This is a genomic window from Cupriavidus sp. C3SS-1 (assembly GCF_057073755.1).
On record NZ_CP172699.1, the window covers coordinates 2,917,086 to 2,939,769 of the forward strand.

The window sequence follows — 22,684 nt, forward strand, 5'->3', positions numbered from 1 at the left end:
GGGCGCGCTCGTCCAAGACTGATGACATCCGGTGGCATTTCGATACAGCTTGCTACAAAAAAGTCCGCGCGACGCGCCTTGCAGCGCGCCGCGCGGACGACGGCACATCCCGACCGGGAGGGCGGGAACCAGTCCGGGGAGGCGGCCAGCGGCCGCCCGTCCCGGCGACAGGATGTGAACGGAGGCGGTTCAGCGCGGACGCGGCATCACCGGCAGCCCGGGCGGTTTGCACGGTCCATGCAAGGCACGCGCGGATAGGGAGCGCTCGTGCTTCGCGACAAGGACGCGCAAGCCGTCAGGGACCGGCCCTGCGATGCTGGATCCGGCCGTCCCGGCTCAGTCTGCCTGCTTGCGCAGGAAGGCCGGGATGTCGTACGTATCGACACCCTTCTCCTGCAGCGCGGCCACGTGGGCCGACGCCGATTCACGCGAGCTGCGCCACACGGCCGGCGTATCCAGGCCGCTGTAGTCCGGCGAGCTGTGCTGCACGGCGGCGGCAGCCATGCCGGCCATCATCTGCACCGGGATGTTGTCGGTGCCGGTCTTGAGCAACGTCATCGGCTGCTGCTTCTTGGCCGAGCGGCCCAGGCCCGTCGCCACCACGGTCACGCGCAGGGCATCGCCCATGGCGTCGTCATACACCGTACCGAAGATCACGGTCGCGTCTTCCGCGGCGTAGCTGCGGATGGTGTTCATGACTTCCTTGGTTTCCGACAGCTTGAGCGAACGGCTGGCGGTGATGTTGACCAGCACGCCGCGCGCACCGGACAGGTCCACGCCTTCCAGCAGCGGGCTGGCCACGGCCTGCTCGGCTGCCAGGCGGGCGCGATCCACGCCCGACACGGTCGCCGTGCCCATCATGGCCTTGCCCTGCTCGCCCATCACCGTCTTCACGTCTTCGAAGTCGACGTTCACCAGGCCGTCCACGTTGATGATCTCGGCAATACCGGCCACGGCGTTGTGCAGCACGTCGTCCGCGCACTGGAAGCACTTGTCCATCTCGGCATCATCGCCCATGACTTCGAAGAGCTTCTCGTTGAGCACCACGATCAGCGAATCCACCGAGCTTTCCAGCTCGCTCGAACCGTGTTCGGCCACCTTGGCGCGGCGCGCGCCTTCGAAGTCGAACGGCTTGCTGACCACGCCCACGGTCAGGATGCCCATTTCCTTGGCCACCTGCGCCACGATCGGCGCGGCGCCGGTACCGGTGCCGCCGCCCATGCCGGCAGTGATGAAGACCATGTGGGCGCCGCGCAGTGCGTCCGCGATCTGCTCGCGGGCCTGCTCGGCGCAGTTACGACCGACTTCCGGCTTGGCACCAGCGCCCAGGCCGGAATTGCCCAGTTGCAGCACGCGCGAAGCGGTCGAACGCTTCAGCGCCTGCGCGTCGGTGTTCATGCAGATGAATTCAACACCCTGCACGCCGCGGCTGATCATGTGCTGCACGGCATTGCCGCCCGCGCCGCCCACGCCCACCACTTTGATGATGGTGCCGTCCATCACTTCCGTTTCGATCATGTCAAAGTCCATCACTGCCTCCGAGAAAAATCAGTCCCCAGACTTTGCAGCCTCCCCGCCGCAACCCCTGGTTCCTGAACAAGAAACCGATTAAATGAAATTGTTCCCATCAACGCGCCATCTCTGCCGTGGTAGACACGATCGTCAAGACAGCGCGACTTTCCTTTCCATCAGACAAGCTTCGCGTCAGAAGTTGCCGACAAACCATTCCTTCATGCGGCCCCATACCTGCTTGACCGATCCGCTCTGCACCGCCACCTTTCGTCCGCGCATGCGTTGCACGCGCCCTTCGAGCAGCAGGCCCATCACCGTGGCATAGCGCGGGCTCTTCACGACCTCGTGCAGATTGCCGCGGTACTCCGGCACGCCCACGCGCACCGGCTTCAGGAAGATGTCCTCGCCAAGCTCCACCATGCCAGGCATCATCGCCGTGCCGCCGGTGATCACCACGCCCGACGACAGCAGCTCTTCGTAGCCCGATTCACGCACCACCTGGTGCACCAGCGAAAACAGTTCCTCGATGCGCGGTTCGATCACGGCCGCCAGCGCCTGGCGCGACAGCGTGCGCGTGCCGCGGTCGCCCACGCCGGGCACTTCGATCATGTCTTCCGGATCGGCAATCGCCTGCTTGGCAATGCCGTACTGCATCTTGATGTCCTCGGCATCCGGCGTCGGCGTGCGCAGCGCCATGGCGATGTCGTTGGTGATCTGGTCGCCGGCGATGGGAATCACGGCCGTATGCCGGATCGCGCCCTCGCTGAAGATAGCGATATCGGTGGTGCCGCCGCCGATGTCGACCAGCACCACGCCCAGTTCCTTCTCGTCCTCGGTCAGCACCGCCAGGCTCGAAGCCAGCGGCTGCAGGATCAGGTCATGCACTTCCAGGCCGCAGCGGCGCACGCACTTGACGATGTTCTGCGCCGCGCTGACCGCGCCGGTGACGATATGCACCTTCACTTCCAGGCGGATACCGCTCATACCGATCGGCTCGCGCACGTCTTCCTGGCCGTCGATGATGAATTCCTGCGTCAGGATGTGCAGGATCTGCTGGTCGGTCGGGATATTGACCGCCTTGGCGGTCTCGATCACGCGCGCCACGTCGGTCTGCGTCACCTCCTTGTCCTTGATAGCCACCATGCCGCTGGAGTTGAAGCTGCGGATATGGCTGCCGGCGATGCCGGTGAACACTTCGGCAATCTTGCAGTCGGCCATCAGCTCGGCCTCTTCGAGCGCCTTCTGGATCGATTGCACGGTGGCCTCGATATTGACCACGACCCCTTTCTTCAGACCCTTGGACTCCGACTGGCCCATCCCGATCACCTCATAGCTGCCGTCTGGGCGCAGTTCCGCCACCACGGCCGCCACCTTCGAGGTGCCGATATCGAGACCGACCAACAGGTCCTTGTATTCCTTGCTCATCGGGTTTTCTCCGCCTTGCTCTTCAGTCGCGTCGGATTGTTGTTGGAAGTACCTGTTTCCGGGGTTCCCGTACCTGCTGCCCTGGCCTTCGCCGCGGCCGCGGCCTGCGCGTCGGTCAGGAACCGGGCGCTGGCTGTGCGGATCGAGAACCCGTTCGGGTAGCGCAGGTCCGCGTAGTCGATCTGCTTGCCCCACTGCTCGGTGACCTGGGGCCACGCGGCGACGAAACGCTTCACGCGCTGCTCCATCGCGGCGCGCTCTTCGTCGTTCTGCTCGCGGCCCAGCTCCACGACCATGCCGTTCGACAGCTTCGTGCGCCAGGCATAGCGGCCGGACAGCGCCACCGCCATGGGCTCCGCCTTGAGCGGCTTGAACCATTCGCGCATGACCTCGAGCTTCTCGATCACGTCGCCTTCGCTGTCGGGTGGACCGTCGAGCGCCAGCAGCTGGGCGTCTTCCTCGGCCTCGGCCGTGTTGGCGACGAACACTTCGCCATAGGTGTTGACCAGCCTGCCGCTGTCGGCGGGGCCCCAGGTGCCCAGTGCCTCGTGTTCCTCGACTTCCACGGTCAGCCCGTTGGGCCATTCGCGCCGCACGCTCGCGCGCCGCACCCAGGGCACGGATTCAAACACCTGGCGCGCCGCGTTCAGGTCCAGCGTGAAGAAGTTGCCGGTCAGCTTGCCCACTGCATTCGACCGCACGCTGGGCGCGTTGACGTGGCGCAGCGCGCCGCCGTCCATCGGCGCCACCTCGACATGGGTGATGGCGAACACGGGCCGCTGCGCCAGCCACAGCAGACCGGCCGCGAGCGCCATCAGCGCCACCAGCGCGTAGAGCGCGGAGGCGATCAGGTTGAGCAGGCGAGCGTTATGCCACATGGTGCGAGTTCGTCCGGTACGGTATTGCCAGGGTTATTCGGGTTTCCAGTGTTCGTTCGGATGCAGGTCCAGCGTTGCGGCGGCCACCACCTGCATGACGAAATCCTCATAGCTGATGCCGGCCGCGCGCGCGGCCATCGGCACCAGCGAATGGCCGGTCATGCCCGGCGAGGTATTCATTTCAAGCAGGAAAGGCTTGCCGTCTGCGCGCAGCATCACGTCCGCGCGCGCCCAGCCACGGCAGCCCAGCACGCGGTAGGCCTGCACCGCCAGTTGCTGCACCTCGCGCTCGACCTCAGCGCTCAGGCCTGACGGACACAGATATTGGGTATCGTCAGTAAAGTACTTATTTTGATAGTCATAGTTCGAATCCGGCGCGACGATGCGAATCACCGGCAGCGCTTCGGCCGTGGCGCCCTCCCCCACCAGCGGGCAAGTCAGCTCGGCCCCGTCGACAAAGGTCTCGGCGATAACGTCGTTGTCCAGCGCGGCCGCCTTCTCGAATGCCTCACGCATCTGCGACGCGTCGGTGACCTTGCTCAGGCCGATCGACGACCCTTCGCGCGCCGGCTTGACGATCAGCGGCAGCCCCAGGTCGGCCACCACGGCATTGAAGTCGGTGTCGGCGTGCAGCATGGCAAAGCGCGGCGTCGGCAGGTCATGCGTCATCCACAGGCGCTTGGTCGCTTCCTTGTCCATGGCCAGCGCCGAAGCCAGCACGCCGCTGCCGGTGTACGGCACGCCGAGCTGTTCCAGCAGGCCTTGCATGGTGCCGTCTTCGCCGTAGCGGCCGTGCAGCGCGATAAAGACGCGGTCAAAGCCGGCCGCGGCCAGTTCGGCGACGCCCTGCTTGGCCGGATCAAAGCCATGCGCATCCACGCCGCGCGATTGCAGCGCGGCCAGCACGCCGCTGCCGGACATCAGCGAAATCTCGCGCTCGGCGGAACGGCCGCCGAACAGCACGCCGACCTTGCCCAGCGCTTTCGGATCGATCTTGGGATTGGCGACGAAGCTCATGCCGCACCTCCCGCATGCAGCGGCTGCTGGTGCGAGACCACTTGTCCCGGCACCGCGCCGATCGAGCCGGCCCCCATGGTCACGACCACATCGCCGGGCCGGGCGGCACTCATGATGGCCTGCGGCATTTCTTCCATCTGCTCCACGAATACAGGTTCGACCTTGCCTGCCACACGCAGGGCACGGGTCAGCGCGCGGCCGTCGGCCGCAACAATCGGCGCTTCGCCGGCGGCATAGACCTCGGCCAGCAGCAGCGCGTCAACGGTGCCGAGCACCTTGACGAAATCCTCGAAGCAATCGCGCGTACGCGTGAACCGGTGCGGCTGGAACGCCAGCACCAGGCGGCGGTCCGGGAACGCGCCACGCGCGGCGGCGAGCGTGGCGGCCATTTCCACCGGGTGGTGGCCGTAGTCGTCGACCAGCGTGAACGTGCCGGTGCCGTCCGCCGTGGCCACTTCGCCGTAGCGCTGGAAGCGGCGGCCGACGCCGTGGAATTCGCGCAGCGCCTTGACGATGGCGGCGTCGGGCACTTCGAGTTCCGTGGCGATGGCGATCGCGGCCAGCGCGTTCTGCACGTTGTGCAGGCCCGGCAGGTTCAGCACCACGTCCAGCGGCGGCTCGGCGTGGCCGTTGAGCTGGCGCAGCACCGTGAAATGCATCTGGCCGTCGACGGCGCGCGCGTTGACCGCGCGGATCTGCGCATCTTCGGCAAAACCGTAGCGCACCACGGGCTTGGACACGAACGGCAGGATCTCGCGCACATTCGGGTCATCCACGCACAGCACTGCGATGCCGTAGAACGGCAGGCGCTGCGTGAATTCGATGAACGCCTGCTTGAGCCGCGCAAAGTCGTGCCCGTAGGTGTCCATGTGGTCGGCATCGATATTGGTGATGACCTCGATGACCGGGAACAGGTTGAGGAACGATGCGTCGGATTCGTCCGCCTCGGCCACGATGAAGTCGCCCGTGCCCAGGCGCGCGTTGGCGCCCGCGGAGTTCAGGCGGCCACCGATCACGAAGGTTGGGTCCAGCCCGCCTTCGGCCAGCACCGATGCCACCAGGCTCGTGGTGGTGGTCTTGCCGTGCGTGCCGGCAATGGCCACGCCCTGCTTCAGGCGCATCAGCTCGGCCAGCATCACGGCGCGCGGCACCACCGGGATGCGCCTGGCGCGGGCGGCCAGCACTTCGGGGTTGTCGCCGCTCACGGCGGTGGAAACCACCACCGCATTGGCGCCGGCGATATGGGCCGCGTCATGTCCGTGCATGACCGTGGCGCCGAGCGAGGCCAGGCGCCGCGTGGCGGCATTGCTGCCCAGGTCGGAACCCGAGACCTTGTAGCCCAGGTTCAGCAGGACCTCCGCGATGCCGCTCATGCCGGCGCCGCCGATGCCTACGAAGTGGATGTTCTTGACGATATGCTTCATTGAGTCACTACATGTATGGGCTTCAGTCCCTGGCCATCTGACTGCATACCTCGGCTACGCGCCGGGTTGCCTCAGGCTTGGCCAGTCCGCGCGCCAGGCGCGCCATGTCTTTCAGTTGCGGCCGGTTCAGGCTGGCGATGGTTTGCGCCAGCCCGTCCGCCGTCAGTTCTTTTTGCTGCACGAGCAGGGCTGCGCCCTGCTTCGCCAGGAATTCCGCATTGGTCGTCTGGTGATCGTCCACCGCATGCGGGAACGGCACGAACAGCGCCGCCACGCCGGCGGCCGCCACTTCGGAAACCGTCATCGCGCCCGCGCGGCAGATCACCAGGTCGGCGTCGGCATATGCCTTCGCCATGTCGTCGATAAAAGGCACGGTCTGTGCAGACACCTGCGCGGCGGCATAGTTCGCGCGCAGCGTGTCGATCTGCTTCGCACCGGCCTGATGCGTGACCACCGGACGCTGCGCTTCAGGCAGCATGGCGATGGCCTTCGGCACGACGTCGTTGAGCGCCGCGGCGCCCAGGCTTCCGCCCACCACCAGTACGTTGAGCGGACCGGTGCGCTGGTCATAGCGTGCCTCCGGCCCGGCCATATGAGCGACTTCGTCGCGCACCGGATTGCCGGTCCACTCGCTGTCGGGCAGCGTGTCCGGGAACGCGCACAGCACGCGGTCGGCTACTTTGGCCAGCACCTTGTTGGCGAGGCCGGCGATGGAGTTCTGCTCGTGCAGCACCAGCGGGCGCCCGAGCAGCGAGGCCATCATGCCCGCCGGGAACGTGATATAGCCGCCCATGCCCAGCACCACGCTCGGCCGCACGCGACGCAGCGCGCCGAGGCTTTGCCAGAACGCGCGCAGCAGGTTCAGCGGCAGCAGGAACTTGGTCACCAGGCCCTTGCCACGCAACCCGCCGAACTGGATGAACTCCATCGGGATATCGTGCTTCGGCACCAGCGTGGCTTCCATGCCCGTGCGGTTGCCCAGCCAGACCACCTTCCACCCCTGCTCGCGCAGCGCGTGCGCGACCGCCAGCCCCGGGAATACATGTCCCCCGGTGCCGCCGGCCATCACGAGCAGGGTGCGCTGCTGCGTCATACCTTCCCTCCACGCATCAGCACGCGGTTTTCATAGTCGATGCGCAGCAGGATCGCCAGCGCGACGCAATTCATCAGGATGCCCGAGCCGCCATAGCTGACCAGCGGCAGCGTCAGCCCCTTGGTCGGCAACAGGCCCAGGTTCACGCCCATATTGATAAAGGTCTGCCAGCCGATCCACACGCCGATGCCCTTGGCCACCAGGCCGGCAAAGGTGCGATCGAGCTGCAGCGCGGTGCGGCCAATGCCGAACGCGCGGCGCACCAGCCAGTAGAACAGGATGATCACGACCAGCACGCCCACAAAGCCGAATTCCTCGCCGATCACGGCGAGGATGAAGTCGGTGTGCGCCTCGGGCAGGTAGTGCAGCTTCTCGATGCTGCCGCCGAGGCCGACGCCGGTCCACTCCCCGCGCCCGAAGGCGATCAGCGAGTGCGTGAGCTGGTAGGCCTTGCCGAGCGCGTTGCTCTCTTCCCACGGGTTCAGGTACGCGAAGATCCGTTCGCGCCGCCATGGCGACGCCGTGATCAGCAGCGCGAACGCGCCGACCGCCACGCCGACCAGCCCCGCGAACAGCTTGCCGTTGATGCCGCCCAGGAACAGGATGCCCATGGCCACCGCTGCAATCACCAGAAACGCGCCCATGTCGGGCTCGAGCAGCAGCAGCATGCCGACCACCACCACGGCCACGCCCATCGGCAGGAAGCCCTTGGCCACGGTCTGCATCCATTCCTGCTTGCGCACGGTGTAGTTGGCCGCGTACAGCACCACCGCGAGCTTCATCAGCTCCGACGGCTGGAAATTCATGATCCCCAGCGGAATCCAGCGGCGCGCGCCGTTCACGCCCTTGCCGACGAATGGCACCAGCACCACCACCAGCATCAGGAGCGCGATGATGAAGAGCTTGGGCGCGTAGCGGTCCCACACCTTGACCGGAATCTGGAACGCCGCGAGTCCCACCGACAGCCCGATCAGCAGCGCGAACAAGTGCCGGACCAGGAAGTGGCTTTCGCGATAGTTGGCGTAGCGCGGCGAGTCCGGCAGCGCGATCGACGCCGAGTAGACCATCACCAGGCCGAGCGCGAGCAGCACGATCGCCACCCACAGCAGGGGCTGGTCGTACTCCATCATGCGCGAGCGGGTCGGCTTGACGCCGGATACCGCATCACGCAGGCCACCCCAGGCGTTGCCGATGGTGGCGCCGATAAAACCGCTGCGCTTGACCTGCGAGTCACTCATGGCATGATCCCCCGCGACAGGGCCAGTTCTTCCACCGCGGCGCGGAACACTTCGGCGCGGTGCACGTAGTTGCGGAACATGTCCAGGCTCGCGCACGCCGGCGACAGCAGCACGACATCCCCGCTCTCTGCCAGCTCCGCAGCCTTGTTGACGGCTTCTTCCAGCGTGTCGGCGTCCACCAGCGACGCGCCGCTGCCCTGCAGGGCATCGCGCAGTTCACCGGCAGCACGGCCGATCAAGACCACCGCGCGCCCGTACTGCGCCACCGGCGCGGCCAGCGGCGAGAAATCCTGGCCCTTGCCTTCGCCGCCGGCGATCAGCACGACGCGCTTGTCCAGGCCCGACAGCGCGGCCACCGTGGCGCCGACGTTGGTGCCCTTGCTGTCGTCGAAATACTCGATGTCGTCGATGGTCGCGACCCACTCCACGCGGTGCGGCTCGCCGCGGTATTCACGCAGGCCGTGCAGCAGCGCGTTGAGCGGCAGGTCGATGGCACGGCACAGCGCCAGCGCCGCCATGGCGTTGGTGGCGTTGTGCATGCCGCGGATATGCAGTGCATCGGCCGGCATCAGCCGCTTGTGGCGCACCGGCACGGCTTCCTGCTCGGCGGCGGCCTTGCGGCGGCGTGGCTTGTTCTCAGCCTCCGCTTCCGTATCGGTTTCGGCCAGTACCAGCCAGGGCATGCCGCCCTCGCGCAGCACGCCAAAGCTGCCAGGCGTCTCGGGCAGGTCGGTGCCGAACGTCACCGGCGCCGTGCCCGGACGGGCCATGTCCATGGTCAGGCGGTCATTGCGGTTCAGTACCTGCACGCAGGCCGTGCCGGCCGGGCCGAAGATGCGCGCCTTGGACGCGGCATAGGCTTCCATCGAGCCATGCCAGTCCAGATGGTCTTGCGTGACGTTGAGCACGGTCGCCGCGTGCGGCACCAGCGTGTGCGTGGTTTCGAGCTGGAAGCTCGACAGCTCCAGCACCCACACGTCCGGCAGCGTGACCGAGGCGATGCAGGCCGACAGCTTGTCGAGCGCCGACGGGCTGATATTGCCCGCCACCGCCACGCTTTTGCCCGCCCGCTCGACCAGCCCGCCGGTCAGCGCCGTGGTGGTGGTCTTGCCGTTGGTGCCGGTGATCGCCAGCACCTTCGGTGCGTAGCCGGACTCGGCCTGCAGGTGCGCCAGCGCGCGCGCGAACAGTTCGATCTCGCCCCACACGGGAATGCCACGCGCACGCGCGGCAGCCAGGAGTGCGCCGGTGTCGGCCTCGAGCGGCGACAGGCCCGGGCTGATCGCCACCATGCCGATGCCGTCGAGCAGGCTTTCGGCAAATGCGCCGCCCACGAACTCGGCCGTCGTCAACTCGGCCTGCAGGAAGACAAGGTTGGCGGGGGCCTCGCGCGTGTCGGCCACGCGCACCGCGCAGCCGTTCAGGCCACACCAGCGCGCCATGGCCAGCCCCGATTCGCCGAGGCCCAGTACCAGCACATGAGGTTTTTGCAGCTCGCCAAACACTTCGTATTCCCGCCTTTTGAGTTCAGTAATCCTGTTGTCTAAATAGCCCGCGCCCGCATCAGCGCAGCTTCAGCGTCGACAGCCCGATCAGCACCAGCAGCATGGTGATGATCCAGAAGCGCACGGTGACCTGCGTCTCCTTCCAGCCGCTCAGCTCGAAATGGTGGTGCAGCGGCGCCATGCGGAACAGCCTTCGCCCTTCGCCATAGCGGCGCTTGGTGATCTTGAACCATGTGACCTGCAGCATCACCGACACGGTTTCCACGACGAAGATGCCGCCCATCACGAACAGCACGATCTCCTGCCGCACGATCACGGCGACCGTGCCAAGCGCGCCGCCCAGCGCCAGCGCGCCGACGTCGCCCATGAACACCTGCGCCGGGTGTGCGTTGAACCAGAGGAAGGCCAGCCCCGCGCCGGCCAGTGCCGAGCAGAAGATCAGCAGTTCGCCCGCGCCCGGGATATGCGGGAATAGCAGGTACTTGCTGTAGACCGAACTGCCCATCACGTAGGCAAACACGCCCAGGCCGCCGCCGACCAGCACGACCGGCATGATCACCAGGCCGTCCAGGCCATCGGTCAGGTTGACCGCATTGCTCGACCCGACGATCACCAGGTACGTCAGCACGATGAAGCCGGCCACGCCCAGCGGGTAGCTGATTTCCTTGAAGAAGGGCACGATCAGGTTGGACTTGTACGGCATGTCCAGCGACAGCCCGCCCTCGACCCAGTTCAGGAACAGTTCCCAGACGCGAACGTTGCTGCTTTCCGAGACAGAGAAAGCCAGGTAGACCGCGGCCACCAGCCCGATCAGCGTCTGCCAGAAGAACTTCTCGCGGCTCGACATGCCGCGCGGGTCGCGATAGACCACCTTGCGGTAGTCGTCGACCCAGCCGATGGCGCCATAGCCGAAGGTGACCAGCATCACCACCCAGATAAAGCGGTTGCCCCAGTCGCACCACAGCAGCGTCGAGATGGCGATGGAGACGAGCACCAGCACGCCGCCCATGGTCGGCGTACCGGACTTGACCAGGTGGGTCTGCGGGCCGATCGTGCGCACGGCCTGGCCGACCTTCAGTTCGGTCAGCTTGCGAATGACCCACGGACCGGCCGCCAGGCCGATCACCAGCGCGGTGAGGTTGGCCATCACCGCGCGGAAGGTCAGGTAGTTGACGACCCGAAGGAAGCTGTAATCGTTTTGCAGCCACTGGGCCAGAGCCAATAACATCGTGTCTTCTTACTTAGTTTGCGGAAGTGTTTGCGACCAGCGCATCCACCATCCGTTCCATGCGCATAAAGCGCGATCCCTTCACCAGCACGGCGCCAGCCCCGGCCACCATGCCCCCTGCGTCTTCCTCCAGCGCTCGGACGAGATCCTCCGCCCGGCCGAAATGCCTGCCCTGCGCGCCGAATGCCTGCACGGCGTGCGGCGCCAGTGCGCCGATCGCCCACAGCGCCTCGATGCCGCGCGCGTGCGCGTAGGCGCCGATTTCGGTGTGGAAGGCCGGTCCCTGATCGCCCACTTCGCCCATGTCGCCCAGCACCAGCAGGCGCGGCGCGGCAAACCCGGCCAGCACGTCGATGGCGGCGCGCATGGAATCGGGGTTGGCGTTGTAGGTGTCGTCGATGACCACGGTACCGCCCGGCGTGTGCTTGACCTGCAGGCGGCCCTTGACAGGCTGGAACGCCGCCAGGCCTTCCCGGATCGCCGGGACCTGAACGCCGGCCGCCAGCGCACAGGCCGTTGCGGCCAGTGCATTGCGCACGTTGTGCGTGCCGAGCAGTCCGAGGCGAACCTCGAAGGCATGGCCCGGCGCGCGGACCTGCATCACCTGCACGCCGTCGACCAGCGCCACGGTGGCATGCACGTCCGCCTGGGGCGTGGTGCCGAAGCTCAGCACGCGGCGCGCTCCGGCAGCGTTACGCCACACCGCGGCGTGCTGGCCACCGCTTTCGTCGTCGAGCGGAAACACGGCCACGCCGTCGGCGGGCAGCGCGGCAATCGCCGCGGCGTGCTCTTGGGCCACCGCTTCCACGCTGACCATGAATTCCTGGTGCTCGCGCTGGGCGTTCGTGACCACGGCGACGGTCGGCTGGGCGATGCCGGCCAGGTAGACCGTCTCGCCCGGATGGTTCATGCCGAGTTCGAGCACGGCGAGACGGTGCGACGCGCGCAGGCGCAGCACCGTCAGCGGCAGGCCGATGTCGTTGTTCAGGTTGCCGCCGGTCGCCAGGCGCCGGTCTTCGCCCACGGCCGCGGCGAAGATGGCCGCGATCATTTCCTTGACCGTGGTCTTGCCGTTGCTGCCCGTCACCGCTACCGCCGGCAGCGTGAACTGGCGGCGCCACCCGGCGCCGAGTTCGCCGAGCGCGATACGCGTGTCGGGTGCGACGATCGCCGGCACGCCGGCATCGAGCTCGCGGCTCACCAGCACGGCGACAGCGCCGCGCGCGACCACGTCGGCAATGAAATCATGCGCGTCGAAGCGCTCGCCCTTGAGCGCGACAAACAGGTCGCCCGGCTCGACCGTGCGGCTGTCGGTGTGCACGCGGGCAAAGCCCTGCGCGCCATCGCCCAAAACACGCGCGCCGGCAATCCAGCCGGCGGCTTCCTGCAAACTGGTCATTACTGGATGGCTCATGCCGATACCCCCCGCGCGGCGAGGGCCAGGCGTACGTGCTCGCGGTCCGAGAACGGCCGCTTGCGGCCATGGCTCTCCTGCGTGGCTTCATGGCCCTTGCCGGCCACCAGCACCACGTCGGCACCGGCCGCGTGCTTGATTGCATAAAGAATGGCGGCGGCGCGATCTTCGATCTGGCGCCCGCGCGCGCGGTCGGCCATGCCGTCGGCAATGGCGTCGAGGATGTCCTGCGGCTCCTCGCTGCGGGGGTTGTCGCTGGTCAGTACGATCTCGTCGGCGAGGCGTTCCGCCACCGCACCCATCAGCGGACGCTTGATCGGATCGCGGTCGCCGCCGCAGCCGAACACGCACCACAGGCGCCCATTACGCGCCTGGGCCACCGGGCGCAACGCTTCGAGCGTCTTTTCAAGCGCGTCGGGCGTGTGCGCGTAGTCGACCACGGCCAGCGGGCTGTCCTGGCCGCCGTGGGCGCCGAACAACTCCATGCGGCCGTCCACCGGCGCGAGTGCGCGCAATGCGGCCAGCGCGGCATCCCATGCCACGCCATTGGCCAGCGCCGCCCCCAGCACCGCCAGCAGGTTGCTGACATTGAACGCGCCGATCATCGGCGTCGCCACGTCGGCGCTGCCGAAGCTGCCATCGATATGGAAAGCGGTGCCGGTTGCCGTTGCACGGACACCGGTGGCACGCAGCCAGCGACCGCGCGTGCCGCTGACCGACGCGCCCGCCGGCCCGTCGATGCCGTACTCGATCACGTGCGGCGCGCGGATGGCCGCGCCGTTGGAAGCCAGCAGCCGACGGCCCATGCCGTCATCACGATTGATCACGGCGGTGCGCAGGCCGTCCCAGCCGAACAGGCGCGCCTTGGCGGCCTCGTACTCGGCCATGGTGCCGTGGTAGTCGAGGTGATCCTGAGTCAGGTTGGTCAGGACCGCCACCGAGAAATGCGTGCCGGCCACGCGCTCCTGCTCGAGTCCGTGCGAGGAGACCTCCATCGCCACCGCGCGTGCGCCGGCATCGTGCAGGCTGGCGAGGCTCGCCTGCAGTTGCACGGCGTCGGGCGTGGTGAAGCCGGTCGGCTGCAGCGCATCCGGGAAACCGGTGCCGAGCGTGCCGATGGTCGCGCACGGCGTACCAGTGGCCTGCAGCACCCGCGCCAGCCACTGGCTGCAAGAGGTCTTGCCGTTGGTACCCGTCATGCCGGTCACCGCGAGCCCCCGCGCAGGATTGCCGTGCCAGCCGGCGGCGATCGGACCGGCCAGCTGATTCAGGTTCTCCAGCGCCAGGTGCGGGACCGTGTCACCGAAGGTCCAGTCGTAGCCATCGGCCTCAAAAACGATGGCGCCAGCGCCGGCGGCGATGGCCTGGGCGATATGCGGGCGGCCGTCGGTGGACAGACGTTCATTGCCCAGCACGTAGGCGAAGAAGACATCGCCGCGCGCCAGCCGGCGCGTGTCGCCGGTCAGCTGCGCATTGGCCGGCACCTTGGTACGCAGCCAGGCCAGCGCGTCGCTGGCCTGTGCGGCGATCTCGAGCGGGAGCAGCGGCTTGGCCGTCATTGCGTCGAGCTCCACGGTTCGCTTTCCTGCACCTTGTCGCTGACCACCAGCTGGCGGATCGGCGAATCGGGCTGGACGTTCAGGGCGCGCAGCGTGCCGCCGGTGATGGCGGCGAAGACCGGGCCGGCCACGGCGCCGCCGTAGTGGCTGCCGGCGGTCGGCTCGTCCACGCTGACGGCCACGATCACACGCGGGTTGGACATCGGCGCCAGGCCGATGAACGAGGCGCGGTACTTGCTGCGGTTGTAGCCGCGGCCTTCGTGCTTGTACGCGGTACCGGTCTTGCCGCCGACGCGGTAGCCCATCACCTGCGCTTCCGGCGCGGTGCCGCCCGGCGCTGTCACGGTTTCGAGCATGCCGCGCACGTCGCGGGCAACCTGCGGCGACAGGATGCGCTCGCCGGTGACGGGACCGTTGGTGCGGAACATCGACACGGGAATGATCTCGCCGTCATGGGCGAAGATCGTGTAGGCATGTGCCATCTGGAACAGCGACACCGACAGGCCGTAGCCGTAGGACATGGTGGCCTGCTCGATCGGGCGCCAGCTCTTGTACGGCCGCACGCGACCCGCCACGGCGCCCGGGAAGCCGATCTTCGGCGCCTGGCCCAGGCCCACGCTGGTGAACATGTCCCACATTTCCTGGGGCTTCATCATCATCGCGATCTTGGTCGTGCCGATATTGCTCGACTTCTGGATCACGCCGCCCACGGTCAGCGCGCCGTAGTTGTGGGTATCGCTGATGGTGGCGCCTTCGAAGTTGTACTTGCCGGTGGTGATGATCACCGTCGACGGGGTCACGCGCTTGAGCTGCAGGGCCAGGCCGATCGAAATCGGCTTCATCATCGAGCCCGGCTCGAAGGTGTCGGTCAGCACGCGGTTGCGCAGCTGCTCGCCCGACAGCCGGGTGCGGTCGTTGGGGTTGTAGGTCGGCCAGTTGGCCAGCGCCAGCACTTCGCCGGTCTGGGCGTCGAGCACCACCGCGCTGGCGGCCTTGGCCTTGCTGCGCTCGACCACCGCCTTCAGTTCGTTGTAGGCCAGGTACTGGATCTTGGCGTCGATCGACAGCTGCATGTCGGCGCCGTCGCGCGGCGTCTTGATGATGCCGACGTCCTCGACCACGCGGCCCAGGCGGTCCTTGATCACCTGGCGCGCGCCGGCGCGCCCGGCCAGGCCGGCCTCGCGCGCGAGCTCCACGCCTTCCTGGCCGCGGTCCTCGACATTGGTGAAGCCGACGATGTGCGCCATGGCCTCGCCTTCGGGGTAGAAGCGCTTGTATTCGCGCGTCTGGTGGATCCCTTCGATCTTGAGCGCGGCGATCTTCTCCGCCACGTCCGGCTGCACCTGGCGCTTCAGGTAGACAAAGCTCTTGTCTTCCGACAGCTTGCGCCCCAGGTCCTTCTCGGACATGTCGAGCAGCTTCGCGAGCTGGCGGATCTTGGCGGCTTCGACCTGGTTGGGCACGTCTTCGGGCACCGCCCAGATCGCCTTGACCGGCAGGCTGGTGGCCAGCACCAGGCCGTTGCGGTCCAGGATCTTGCCGCGCGTGGCGGGCAGCTCGAGCGTGCGCTGGAAGCGCTTCTTGCCTTCCGCTTCGTAGAACTGGTTGCCCGGGCCCTGGATCCACAGCGCGCGCACGGCCAGCGCCACGAACGCCGCGAACATCAGGAACACGACGAACTTGGAGCGCCACATCGGCAGGCGCAGGCCCAGCACGGGGCTGGCCGAGAACTGGCCGGTGCGCGGACGGGAGTTATTCGGGCGGTTGCGCGAGGGGGCGCCGTTGCGGGGCATGTTCATGGACGTTCCTCCCCGGCGGGAGCCGATGCGGCCGCCGCGGGTGCCGGCGCCGCCTGCGGCAGCACGATACCCGAGAGGTACTGGGTCCGGCCCGCCATGACCGGCGCCATGTGCAGCTGGGTACGCGCGGCCTCCGCAATGCGCGCGCTCTTGCCCAGCGCGCTTTGCTGGTATTGCAGCCGCGACCAGTCGACGTCGAGCTGCTTCTCCTCGGACTGTGCGCGTTCCATCGCCACAAACAGCGTGCGCGCCTGGTGCTGCGCGCTCACCAGCGAGAGCGCGCAGAAGATCAGCGCGGCGAGCAGGAAGAAGGTCAGGCGATTCATGCCGGCCGACCTCCCTGGCCCGGTACGGCCGGCGCCAGCTTCTCGGCCACGCGCATCACGGCCGAGCGCGCGCGCGGGTTGTCGGCAACCTCCTGCGCGCCGGGCTTGACGCGGCCTAGCAGGCGCAGCGTCGGCTGCGGCAGATCGGCCGCGCGCAGCGGCGCGCGGCGCAGCGCCGGATCGGCATCCTGCTGGGGACGGGCGTGCGCCGCCATGAACCGCTTGACGATACGGTCCTCCAGCGAATGGAAGCTGATCACCACGAGGCGGCCCCCTACCTGCAGCAGGTCATAGGCGGCCTTCAGCCCTCTTTCGAGGTCCTCAAGCTCTTGATTGATGTGAATCCGTAGAGCCTGAAAGGTGCGGGTCGCAGGGTCCTGACCCTTCTCGCGTGTTTTGACGGCTTTCGCCACGAGCGCGGCAAGGTCGGCAGTAGTGGCGAGAGGTCCGCCATCGCCGGGTTCGCGCCGGCGAGCAACAATCGCCTTTGCAATCTGTACAGCAAACCGTTCTTCCCCATAGTCTCGTATCACCCTGGCAATGTCGTGCTCTTCCGCCTGCGCCAGCCACTGGGCGGCAGTGATGCCGCGCGTGGTGTCCATGCGCATGTCCAGCGGGCCCTCGAAACGAAAGGAAAACCCCCTCGCCGCCTCGTCGATCTGGGGCGAGCTGATCCCCAGGTCGAGGAGCACGCCAGCCACATGGCCACGCCCGGCCAGGCGCTCGCCCATGGCTGCAAAGCTCTCGTGCTCAATGGAGAAGCGGGCATCCTGGATGGTGCCCGCTTCTGCGATTGCTGCTGGGTCCTTGTCGAATGCGACGAGAGCCCCGTCTGGCCCCAGCCGGGCCAGAACCGCCCGGCTGTGCCCTCCCCTGCCGAAGGTGCCGTCCACGTAGGCGCCGTCCGGGCGCCAGACCAGCGCCGCGACGGCCTCGTCCAGCAGCACGGTGCGATGGCGCAGGGCGGGGGTTGCCGGCGATCCGGTAGGACTCATGACCTTGTCAGAAAGAGAAATTCTTCAATGCTTCCGGCATGCCCTGCGCCATCGCCTGTTGTTCCTTGGCGGCGTATGTCGCGGCATCCCAGACTTCGAAATGGCTGCCCATGCCGAGCAGCATGACTTCCTTGTCGAGCATGGCGGCACCGCGCAGCTCCGGTGCAATCAGCACGCGGCCTGCGCCGTCCATCTCCACGTCGGCAGCGTTGCCCAGGAAGATGCGCTTCCACCAGTGCGCATCCATCGGCAGCGCCGCAATCCGTTCCCGGAAAACTTCCCACTCGGGCCTGGGAAACAGCAGCAGGCAGCCGTCCGGGTGCTTGGTCAGCGTCACCCGGCCGTCGGCCTGCTGTTGCAGCGCTTCCCGGTGCCGCGACGGAATGGACATCCGCCCCTTGGCATCCAGCGAGAGCGCCGATGCTCCCTGAAACAAGCTCGCCCCCCGGTCCCGACCGGCTTCTGCCTTGCCGGCACGTGCGTGAATCGCTCAGTTCCCGACCCTGTGGATCATCCCACGGGAGGGGCTCAATTTCACACAAAAATACACTTCCTCACACTATTTCCCACTTTAGAGGAAGCAATTTCGCGGGTCAAGGCTCGCTGCAGGGCAACAAACCGGGATTCTCGAATCAGAACAAAGACTTAGCGCGCACTCCGGCACGCACGCAAAGGCGAATCCTTAATGAAATGAAGATCTTAGGGAGGAAAGCAGAGAAACCACCTGAGAACCACCGGGGGAGGAACTGCCGACGGTGCGGGAAAGACCGGCCCGCGACCGTGGGGAAGGATACAACATTCGCCAGACCTGGCCGCCGAAATGGGGCCGGCGTCGGGCCCCTCCCGAGAGTCAGATCCAGTAGGCGGCCGTGGTCATCACGCGCGAAGCACCGCGCATCAGCGCGCGCACCGGAGCCGGCAACGGCAGGCCGCCGGCAGCGCGGGCGGCGTCGCCGTGGCGGATCTCGTCGTCGCGCATCTGTTCGAGGATGACGCGCGAGCGGCCGTCCGCGTCGGGCAGGCGTTCAAGGTGGCCGCTCAGGTGCTGCTCGACCTGGTGCTCGGTCTCGGCCACGAAACCCAGGCTGACGCGGTCGCCGGCACGTCCGGCCAGGGAGCCGATGGCAAAGGCGCCGGCATACCAGAGCGGGTTCAGCAAGCTCGGCCGCGAGTCCAGTTCGCGCAGGCGTTCGGCGCACCAGGCGAGGTGGTCTTCTTCCTCGCGCGCGGCGGCGTCCATCTGGGCCCGCACGTCACCGTTGCGCGCGGTGAGTTTCTGCGCCTGGTACAGGGCCTGCGCGCAGACCTCGCCAACATGGTTGATGCGCATCAGGCCAGCCACGTGGCGGCGCTCGTCCGCACTGAGTTGGCCGTCGTCCGGCGCCAGCCGGTCTGCCGGGTTGGAACGGCCCGAACGCGTGGCGCCGGCGATGGCGCGCAGTGCCATGTCGAATTCGCGGATGAAGTTGTCCATGCGGGAAAGCGAATAGAGCAGAGAAATCAAAAGAAAGGCAGGCAAATGGGCCCGAAATTTCCGCACTGCCAGCGCGAACATGCCGCCGCACAACCGGCGCAAGCATCGGGATTACCCGCATTGTAGCAAGCCTCTAACTCCCGCCAACCCATGCCAGGCCTCGCTATTTACCCAAAAGTACACAAAAACCCTGAGTTGTTAAAAGAAGACAAAGGGCATTGGCACCAGATAGTGAATTTAGGGTTGTTTGTTACAGTACTTCGCAACTTCTTACGAAGTTTGGCAATAGGGAATGGAGACCTTAGGAGGTTTCCCCGTTGACCACATAACAATCATTAGTGGAGATCCTGGAGCATGAAAAAATCGCTTATCGCGATGGCGGCATTGGGTGCCTTTGCTGGTGCGGCACAAGCACAATCGAGCGTGACGCTGTACGGCGTGGTGGACGCCAATATCGAGTACGTTAATAACGTTGGCGTCGTGCCCACTGCAGCCAACGGCTTCAATCGTGGCCCGTCCCATTCCGTTACCCGCATGGATCCTGGCGGCCTGTCCGGGTCGCGCTGGGGCTTGCGCGGCACTGAGGACCTCGGCGCCGGCCTGAAGGCTGTGTTCGTGCTTGAGAGCGGCTTCAGCAGCGACACGGGCGGCCTCCAGCAAAGCGGCCGCCTCTTTGGTCGCCAGTCTTTCGTGGGTCTGCAAAGCGACAGCATCGGGCAGTTCACCTTCGGTCGCCAGTACGTCGCGATGTTCGACGCCCTGGCTAACTTCTCGCCGACCGCCTATGCCACCCAGTACGAGCCGGTCGTACTGCAGCAAGGTCCGAACTACCGCGAGGACAACACCATCAAGTACACGGGCAAGTTCGGCCCGTTCACCGCTGGAGCCCACTGGTCGTTCGGCACGGGCGTAGCCTTGCCGGCAACCGTTGGCGTGGCAACGCCGATCGGTGGCAACGGTGAAGTCCCGGGCGCGTTCCGGCGCGATACCGGCTACGGTGCGGCTGTCACCTACCTTGAAGGCCCGTTCGGCGCAACCATTGGCTACGACCAGTGGAATCCGACCATTGGTACCGGCAACGGCACCGTCAAGAAGGCTTCGGTCGCTGGCAGCTATTCGTGGGGTCCGGCCAAGATCATGGGCGGTTACCGTTGGGGCCAGCAGAAGAACAACGTAGACGTGCTGATCCAGCGTGACGACTTCTTCTGGGTCGGCGCCAACTACCAAGTCACCCCCTCTGTCGGCCTGACGCTCGAGTACAACTACGACAACATCAAGAGCCTGTTCGGCGACACGCACGTTGCCAACCCGTGGCAAATCGCCTTCGTTGCGAATTACGCATTCTCCAAGCGCACCGATGTCTACTTGAGCACCGCCTACGCCAGGAACGCTGGCCTCACGATGGAATCCCTGGCCACTACGTACGCCACGAGCCTTTCCCTTGGCCAAAGCTATGCGCTGGCCAATGGTCAGAGCTCGATGTTCGGCGCCGCCATCGGTATCCGCCACAAGTTCTGATCCAGGACTTCCATGGCATGGCAAAGGCACCTGTTCGGGTGCCTTTTTTCATGAGTGCGTGAGGCGACGCATAGGGCATTTCCTCATCGGCGTGGTCACGGGCAGTAACTAGAATGCCCTCACCAGCCAACCAGTCCACCGGACAAGAGAGGAGACATCCATGCAACGCAATCGCCGGCGCCTGATGGCGCTGCTGCTGTCCGGCTGCCTGGCCGGACTGGTCGGCCAGGCGGCCATGGCGGCCGATCCCTATCCAAACAAGCCGATCCGGCTCGTGGTGCCTTTCGCGGCGGGCGGGACGACCGACATCCTGGCGCGCGCCGTGGCGGCCGAGTTGGCGAAGCTGCCCGGCTGGAACGTGGTGGTCGACAACAAGCCCGGGGCCGGCGGCAATATCGGTGCCGACATCGTGGCCAAGTCCGCGCCCGACGGCTACACGCTGCTGATGGGCACGGTCGGCACGCACGGCATCAACCAGTCGCTGTACAGCAAGTTGCCGTTCGATCCGATCAAGGACTTCGCGCCGATCACGGAAGTGGCCGCGGTGCCCAACGTGCTGGTCATCAACCCGGCCTTCGCCCAGCAGAACAAGATCAACAATGTGCGCGACCTGATCGCCTACGCGCGCGCCAATCCGGGCAAGCTGAACATGGCGTCGAGCGGCAACGGCACGTCCATCCACCTGGCGGGCGAACTGTTCAAGACGCAGACGCGCACCTACATGGTCCACTTCCCGTACAAGGGCAGCGGCCCCGCGCTGACGGACCTCGCCGGCGGCACCATGCAGGTCATGTTCGACAACCTGCCGTCCTCGATGGCGCTGATCAAGGCCGGCAAGCTCAAGGCGCTGGCCGTGACCAGCGCGAAGCCATCGCCGGCCCTGCCCGACGTGCCGACCATCGCCGCCGCCGCGAGCCTTCCCTCCTTCGAGGCCAGCTCCTGGTTCGGCCTGCTGGCGCCGGCCGGCACGTCGCCCGAGATCATCAGCCGACTGCAGCATGAGGTGGCCAAGGCGCTGGGCTCGCCGGCCGTGCGCGAGCGCCTGCAGGCCCAGGGCGCGGAGCCGGTCGGCAACACGCCCGAGCAGTTCGCCGCGCTGATCAAGGCCGAAACCGCCAAGTGGGCCCAAGTGGTCAAGGCGTCCGGGGCCAAGGTGGACTGAGGTAGCGGTTCGAACAGTCCAACCGGCATATACTTGAGGCATCAAATGTCCGGGCAGCCCGCCGGAGCGGGCCGCCCGGCCGCACAACCTGCCATAGAGATGCCCAATCCCTCCACCGCCGGCAATGCCGATGCCGCCCCGGTCGACCTGGAAACCCGCGCCGGCGACACCGTGCATGAAGCGCTGCGCCTGTGGTTGCGCCTGCTGACCTGCACCAACCTGGTGGAAGCCGACATCCGCAGCCGGCTGCGCCAGGACTTCGCCTGCACCCTGCCCCGCTTCGACCTGATGGCCCAGCTCGATCGCCATCCGGAAGGCCTGAAGATGGGCGAGCTGTCGCGCCGCATGATGGTGACCGGGGGCAACGTCACCGGCATCACCGACCAGTTGCAGGAAGAAGGACTGGTCTCGCGCGAAGCCCTGCCTACCGACCGGCGTGCCTACCTGATCCGGCTCACGCCCGCCGGCCGCGAGGCGTTTTCCCGCATGGCGCGCGCGCATGAAGACTGGATCGAGCAACTGTTCGCGGGACTGGCCGATACCGACCGCCGCGCCCTGTTCCGCCTGCTTGGCCGGCTCAAGGCCGGCCTGACTTCGCCATGAAGACCCCACGCATACTGGTCCTGGCCGCCCTGCTGACCGTGCTGGCCGGCTGCAACACGGCGCCGCCCGCGCCGCAGGTCACGCCGCTCAATGCCACCATCAAGCTCGGCCGCGTCACCGAAAAGACTTTCCTGACCCGCATCGATGTCGCCGACAACGCCGGCTACGGCAACTATGGCGGCGTCGGCGTCGGTGCGGTGGGAGGCAGCGGTGGCGGCGGAGGCGGCGTGGGCGTAGGCTTCTCGTTCGACCTCTCGCGGCTGTTCAACCGGCCGCCGCCGCAGCAGCAGATCGACCTGTTCCAATACAAGGTGCGCACCCTCGACGGCACCATCGCCTCGGTCAATGCCCCGTCCGCGCCCGGGCTGGAGCCGGGTGCCTGCGTGCGGCTGATCTACCCGGACGGCGCCAGCGAACCGCGCATGGCGCCATCAAACGAGTGCTGAACCACGCGTGCAAAGCAAAACGGCCTCCCTCAACAGCGTGAGGGAGGCCGTTCCGTTTGCCTTGGGCC

The 22,684-nt window shown here is 66.7% G+C and carries 20 protein-coding genes; 4 read left to right on the plus strand and 16 right to left on the minus strand.

Going from position 1 to position 22,684, the window contains the following annotated elements; all coding sequences use genetic code 11:
• Nucleotides 1-336: 336 nt before the first annotated feature.
• The 16 genes from ftsZ to coq7 form a co-directional block, all read right to left on the minus strand.
• Complete coding sequence (ftsZ, locus tag ACIGJC_RS13560; protein ID WP_483709419.1) at nt 337-1,530, minus strand: cell division protein FtsZ; 1,194 nt, start codon at nt 1,528-1,530, stop codon at nt 337-339.
• A 174-nt stretch (nt 1,531-1,704) separates the two neighbouring features.
• Nucleotides 1,705-2,937 (minus strand): cell division protein FtsA, encoded by a 1,233-nt coding sequence (gene ftsA, locus ACIGJC_RS13565; RefSeq protein WP_483709421.1) that lies wholly within the window; start codon nt 2,935-2,937, stop codon nt 1,705-1,707.
• Nucleotides 2,934-3,815 carry a cell division protein FtsQ/DivIB gene (locus ACIGJC_RS13570; RefSeq protein ID WP_483709422.1) on the minus strand — a complete coding sequence of 294 codons (882 nt, stop codon included), beginning with the start codon at nt 3,813-3,815 and terminating at the stop codon, nt 2,934-2,936. The genes ftsA and ACIGJC_RS13570 overlap by 4 nt, the downstream gene beginning before the upstream one ends.
• A 33-nt stretch (nt 3,816-3,848) precedes the next feature.
• Nucleotides 3,849-4,832 (minus strand): D-alanine--D-alanine ligase, encoded by a 984-nt coding sequence (locus tag ACIGJC_RS13575; RefSeq protein WP_483709423.1) that lies wholly within the window; start codon nt 4,830-4,832, stop codon nt 3,849-3,851.
• The gene (gene murC, locus ACIGJC_RS13580) at nt 4,829-6,256 is read right to left on the minus strand and encodes a UDP-N-acetylmuramate--L-alanine ligase (protein ID WP_483709424.1); all 1,428 of its coding nucleotides are present in this window, start codon (nt 6,254-6,256) and stop codon (nt 4,829-4,831) included. Before murC ends, ACIGJC_RS13575 begins: the two co-directional genes overlap by 4 nt.
• Nucleotides 6,257-6,278: 22 nt before the next feature.
• A complete protein-coding gene (gene murG, locus ACIGJC_RS13585; RefSeq protein WP_483709425.1) occupies nt 6,279-7,349 on the minus strand; it encodes an undecaprenyldiphospho-muramoylpentapeptide beta-N-acetylglucosaminyltransferase in 1,071 nt (356 codons plus the stop codon).
• Nucleotides 7,346-8,587 carry a putative lipid II flippase FtsW gene (ftsW, locus tag ACIGJC_RS13590; protein WP_483709427.1) on the minus strand — a complete coding sequence of 414 codons (1,242 nt, stop codon included), beginning with the start codon at nt 8,585-8,587 and terminating at the stop codon, nt 7,346-7,348. Before ftsW ends, murG begins: the two co-directional genes overlap by 4 nt.
• A complete protein-coding gene (murD, locus tag ACIGJC_RS13595; RefSeq protein ID WP_483709428.1) occupies nt 8,584-10,092 on the minus strand; it encodes a UDP-N-acetylmuramoyl-L-alanine--D-glutamate ligase in 1,509 nt (502 codons plus the stop codon). The genes ftsW and murD overlap by 4 nt, the downstream gene beginning before the upstream one ends.
• Nucleotides 10,093-10,150: 58 nt before the next feature.
• Nucleotides 10,151-11,320 (minus strand): phospho-N-acetylmuramoyl-pentapeptide-transferase, encoded by a 1,170-nt coding sequence (gene mraY / locus ACIGJC_RS13600; RefSeq protein WP_483709429.1) that lies wholly within the window; start codon nt 11,318-11,320, stop codon nt 10,151-10,153.
• Between the two features lie 13 nt (nt 11,321-11,333).
• Nucleotides 11,334-12,734: a UDP-N-acetylmuramoyl-tripeptide--D-alanyl-D-alanine ligase gene (locus ACIGJC_RS13605; protein WP_483709431.1), complete on the minus strand. Its 1,401-nt coding sequence runs from the start codon at nt 12,732-12,734 to the stop codon at nt 11,334-11,336.
• The gene (locus ACIGJC_RS13610) at nt 12,731-14,293 is read right to left on the minus strand and encodes a UDP-N-acetylmuramoyl-L-alanyl-D-glutamate--2,6-diaminopimelate ligase (RefSeq protein ID WP_483711545.1); all 1,563 of its coding nucleotides are present in this window, start codon (nt 14,291-14,293) and stop codon (nt 12,731-12,733) included. Before ACIGJC_RS13610 ends, ACIGJC_RS13605 begins: the two co-directional genes overlap by 4 nt.
• Complete coding sequence (locus ACIGJC_RS13615) at nt 14,290-16,092, minus strand: peptidoglycan D,D-transpeptidase FtsI family protein (RefSeq protein ID WP_483709432.1); 1,803 nt, start codon at nt 16,090-16,092, stop codon at nt 14,290-14,292. The genes ACIGJC_RS13610 and ACIGJC_RS13615 overlap by 4 nt, the downstream gene beginning before the upstream one ends.
• On the minus strand, nt 16,089-16,418 hold the full coding sequence (gene ftsL, locus ACIGJC_RS13620) for a cell division protein FtsL (RefSeq protein ID WP_483709433.1): 330 nt from the start codon (nt 16,416-16,418) through the stop codon (nt 16,089-16,091). Before ftsL ends, ACIGJC_RS13615 begins: the two co-directional genes overlap by 4 nt.
• The gene (gene rsmH / locus ACIGJC_RS13625) at nt 16,415-17,413 is read right to left on the minus strand and encodes a 16S rRNA (cytosine(1402)-N(4))-methyltransferase RsmH (protein ID WP_483709434.1); all 999 of its coding nucleotides are present in this window, start codon (nt 17,411-17,413) and stop codon (nt 16,415-16,417) included. The genes ftsL and rsmH overlap by 4 nt, the downstream gene beginning before the upstream one ends.
• Before the next feature lie 7 nt (nt 17,414-17,420).
• Nucleotides 17,421-17,849, minus strand: coding sequence for a division/cell wall cluster transcriptional repressor MraZ (mraZ, locus tag ACIGJC_RS13630; protein WP_483709435.1), 429 nt, complete (start codon nt 17,847-17,849; stop codon nt 17,421-17,423).
• Between the two features lie 414 nt (nt 17,850-18,263).
• Nucleotides 18,264-18,887, minus strand: coding sequence for a 2-polyprenyl-3-methyl-6-methoxy-1,4-benzoquinone monooxygenase (coq7, locus tag ACIGJC_RS13635; protein WP_483709436.1), 624 nt, complete (start codon nt 18,885-18,887; stop codon nt 18,264-18,266).
• A gap of 354 nt (nt 18,888-19,241) precedes the next feature.
• On the opposite strand from coq7, the gene ACIGJC_RS13640 reads away from it, so the two are divergent.
• The 4 genes from ACIGJC_RS13640 to ACIGJC_RS13655 all read left to right on the plus strand — a co-directional run bounded on the left by ACIGJC_RS13640 (nt 19,242) and on the right by ACIGJC_RS13655 (nt 22,616).
• Nucleotides 19,242-20,405 (plus strand): porin, encoded by a 1,164-nt coding sequence (locus ACIGJC_RS13640; RefSeq protein ID WP_483709438.1) that lies wholly within the window; start codon nt 19,242-19,244, stop codon nt 20,403-20,405.
• A 160-nt stretch (nt 20,406-20,565) separates the two neighbouring features.
• The gene (locus ACIGJC_RS13645) at nt 20,566-21,567 is read left to right on the plus strand and encodes a Bug family tripartite tricarboxylate transporter substrate binding protein (RefSeq protein WP_483709439.1); all 1,002 of its coding nucleotides are present in this window, start codon (nt 20,566-20,568) and stop codon (nt 21,565-21,567) included.
• A 99-nt stretch (nt 21,568-21,666) separates the two neighbouring features.
• Nucleotides 21,667-22,170, plus strand: coding sequence for a MarR family winged helix-turn-helix transcriptional regulator (locus ACIGJC_RS13650; RefSeq protein WP_483709441.1), 504 nt, complete (start codon nt 21,667-21,669; stop codon nt 22,168-22,170).
• Nucleotides 22,167-22,616 (plus strand): hypothetical protein, encoded by a 450-nt coding sequence (locus ACIGJC_RS13655; RefSeq protein ID WP_483709442.1) that lies wholly within the window; start codon nt 22,167-22,169, stop codon nt 22,614-22,616. Before ACIGJC_RS13650 ends, ACIGJC_RS13655 begins: the two co-directional genes overlap by 4 nt.
• The last annotated feature ends 68 nt before the right edge of the window (nt 22,617-22,684 follow it).

Coding starts and splice junctions, on each gene's coding strand:
- rsmH (WP_483709434.1), bottom strand. CDS start 17,413: ATGAGTCCTACCGGATCGCCGGCAACCCCCGCCCTGCGCCATCGCACC.
- ftsW (WP_483709427.1), bottom strand. CDS start 8,587: ATGAGTGACTCGCAGGTCAAGCGCAGCGGTTTTATCGGCGCCACCATC.
- ACIGJC_RS13605 (WP_483709431.1), bottom strand. CDS start 12,734: ATGAGCCATCCAGTAATGACCAGTTTGCAGGAAGCCGCCGGCTGGATT.
- ACIGJC_RS13640 (WP_483709438.1), top strand. CDS start 19,242: ATGAAAAAATCGCTTATCGCGATGGCGGCATTGGGTGCCTTTGCTGGT.
- ftsL (WP_483709433.1), bottom strand. CDS start 16,418: ATGAATCGCCTGACCTTCTTCCTGCTCGCCGCGCTGATCTTCTGCGCG.
- ACIGJC_RS13655 (WP_483709442.1), top strand. CDS start 22,167: ATGAAGACCCCACGCATACTGGTCCTGGCCGCCCTGCTGACCGTGCTG.
- ACIGJC_RS13570 (WP_483709422.1), bottom strand. CDS start 3,815: ATGTGGCATAACGCTCGCCTGCTCAACCTGATCGCCTCCGCGCTCTAC.
- murC (WP_483709424.1), bottom strand. CDS start 6,256: ATGAAGCATATCGTCAAGAACATCCACTTCGTAGGCATCGGCGGCGCC.
- coq7 (WP_483709436.1), bottom strand. CDS start 18,887: ATGGACAACTTCATCCGCGAATTCGACATGGCACTGCGCGCCATCGCC.
- ACIGJC_RS13575 (WP_483709423.1), bottom strand. CDS start 4,832: ATGAGCTTCGTCGCCAATCCCAAGATCGATCCGAAAGCGCTGGGCAAG.
- ACIGJC_RS13645 (WP_483709439.1), top strand. CDS start 20,566: ATGCAACGCAATCGCCGGCGCCTGATGGCGCTGCTGCTGTCCGGCTGC.
- ftsA (WP_483709421.1), bottom strand. CDS start 2,937: ATGAGCAAGGAATACAAGGACCTGTTGGTCGGTCTCGATATCGGCACC.
- ACIGJC_RS13610 (WP_483711545.1), bottom strand. CDS start 14,293: ATGACGGCCAAGCCGCTGCTCCCGCTCGAGATCGCCGCACAGGCCAGC.
- ACIGJC_RS13615 (WP_483709432.1), bottom strand. CDS start 16,092: ATGAACATGCCCCGCAACGGCGCCCCCTCGCGCAACCGCCCGAATAAC.
- ACIGJC_RS13650 (WP_483709441.1), top strand. CDS start 21,667: ATGCCCAATCCCTCCACCGCCGGCAATGCCGATGCCGCCCCGGTCGAC.
- murG (WP_483709425.1), bottom strand. CDS start 7,349: ATGACGCAGCAGCGCACCCTGCTCGTGATGGCCGGCGGCACCGGGGGA.
- mraY (WP_483709429.1), bottom strand. CDS start 11,320: ATGTTATTGGCTCTGGCCCAGTGGCTGCAAAACGATTACAGCTTCCTT.
- ftsZ (WP_483709419.1), bottom strand. CDS start 1,530: ATGGACTTTGACATGATCGAAACGGAAGTGATGGACGGCACCATCATC.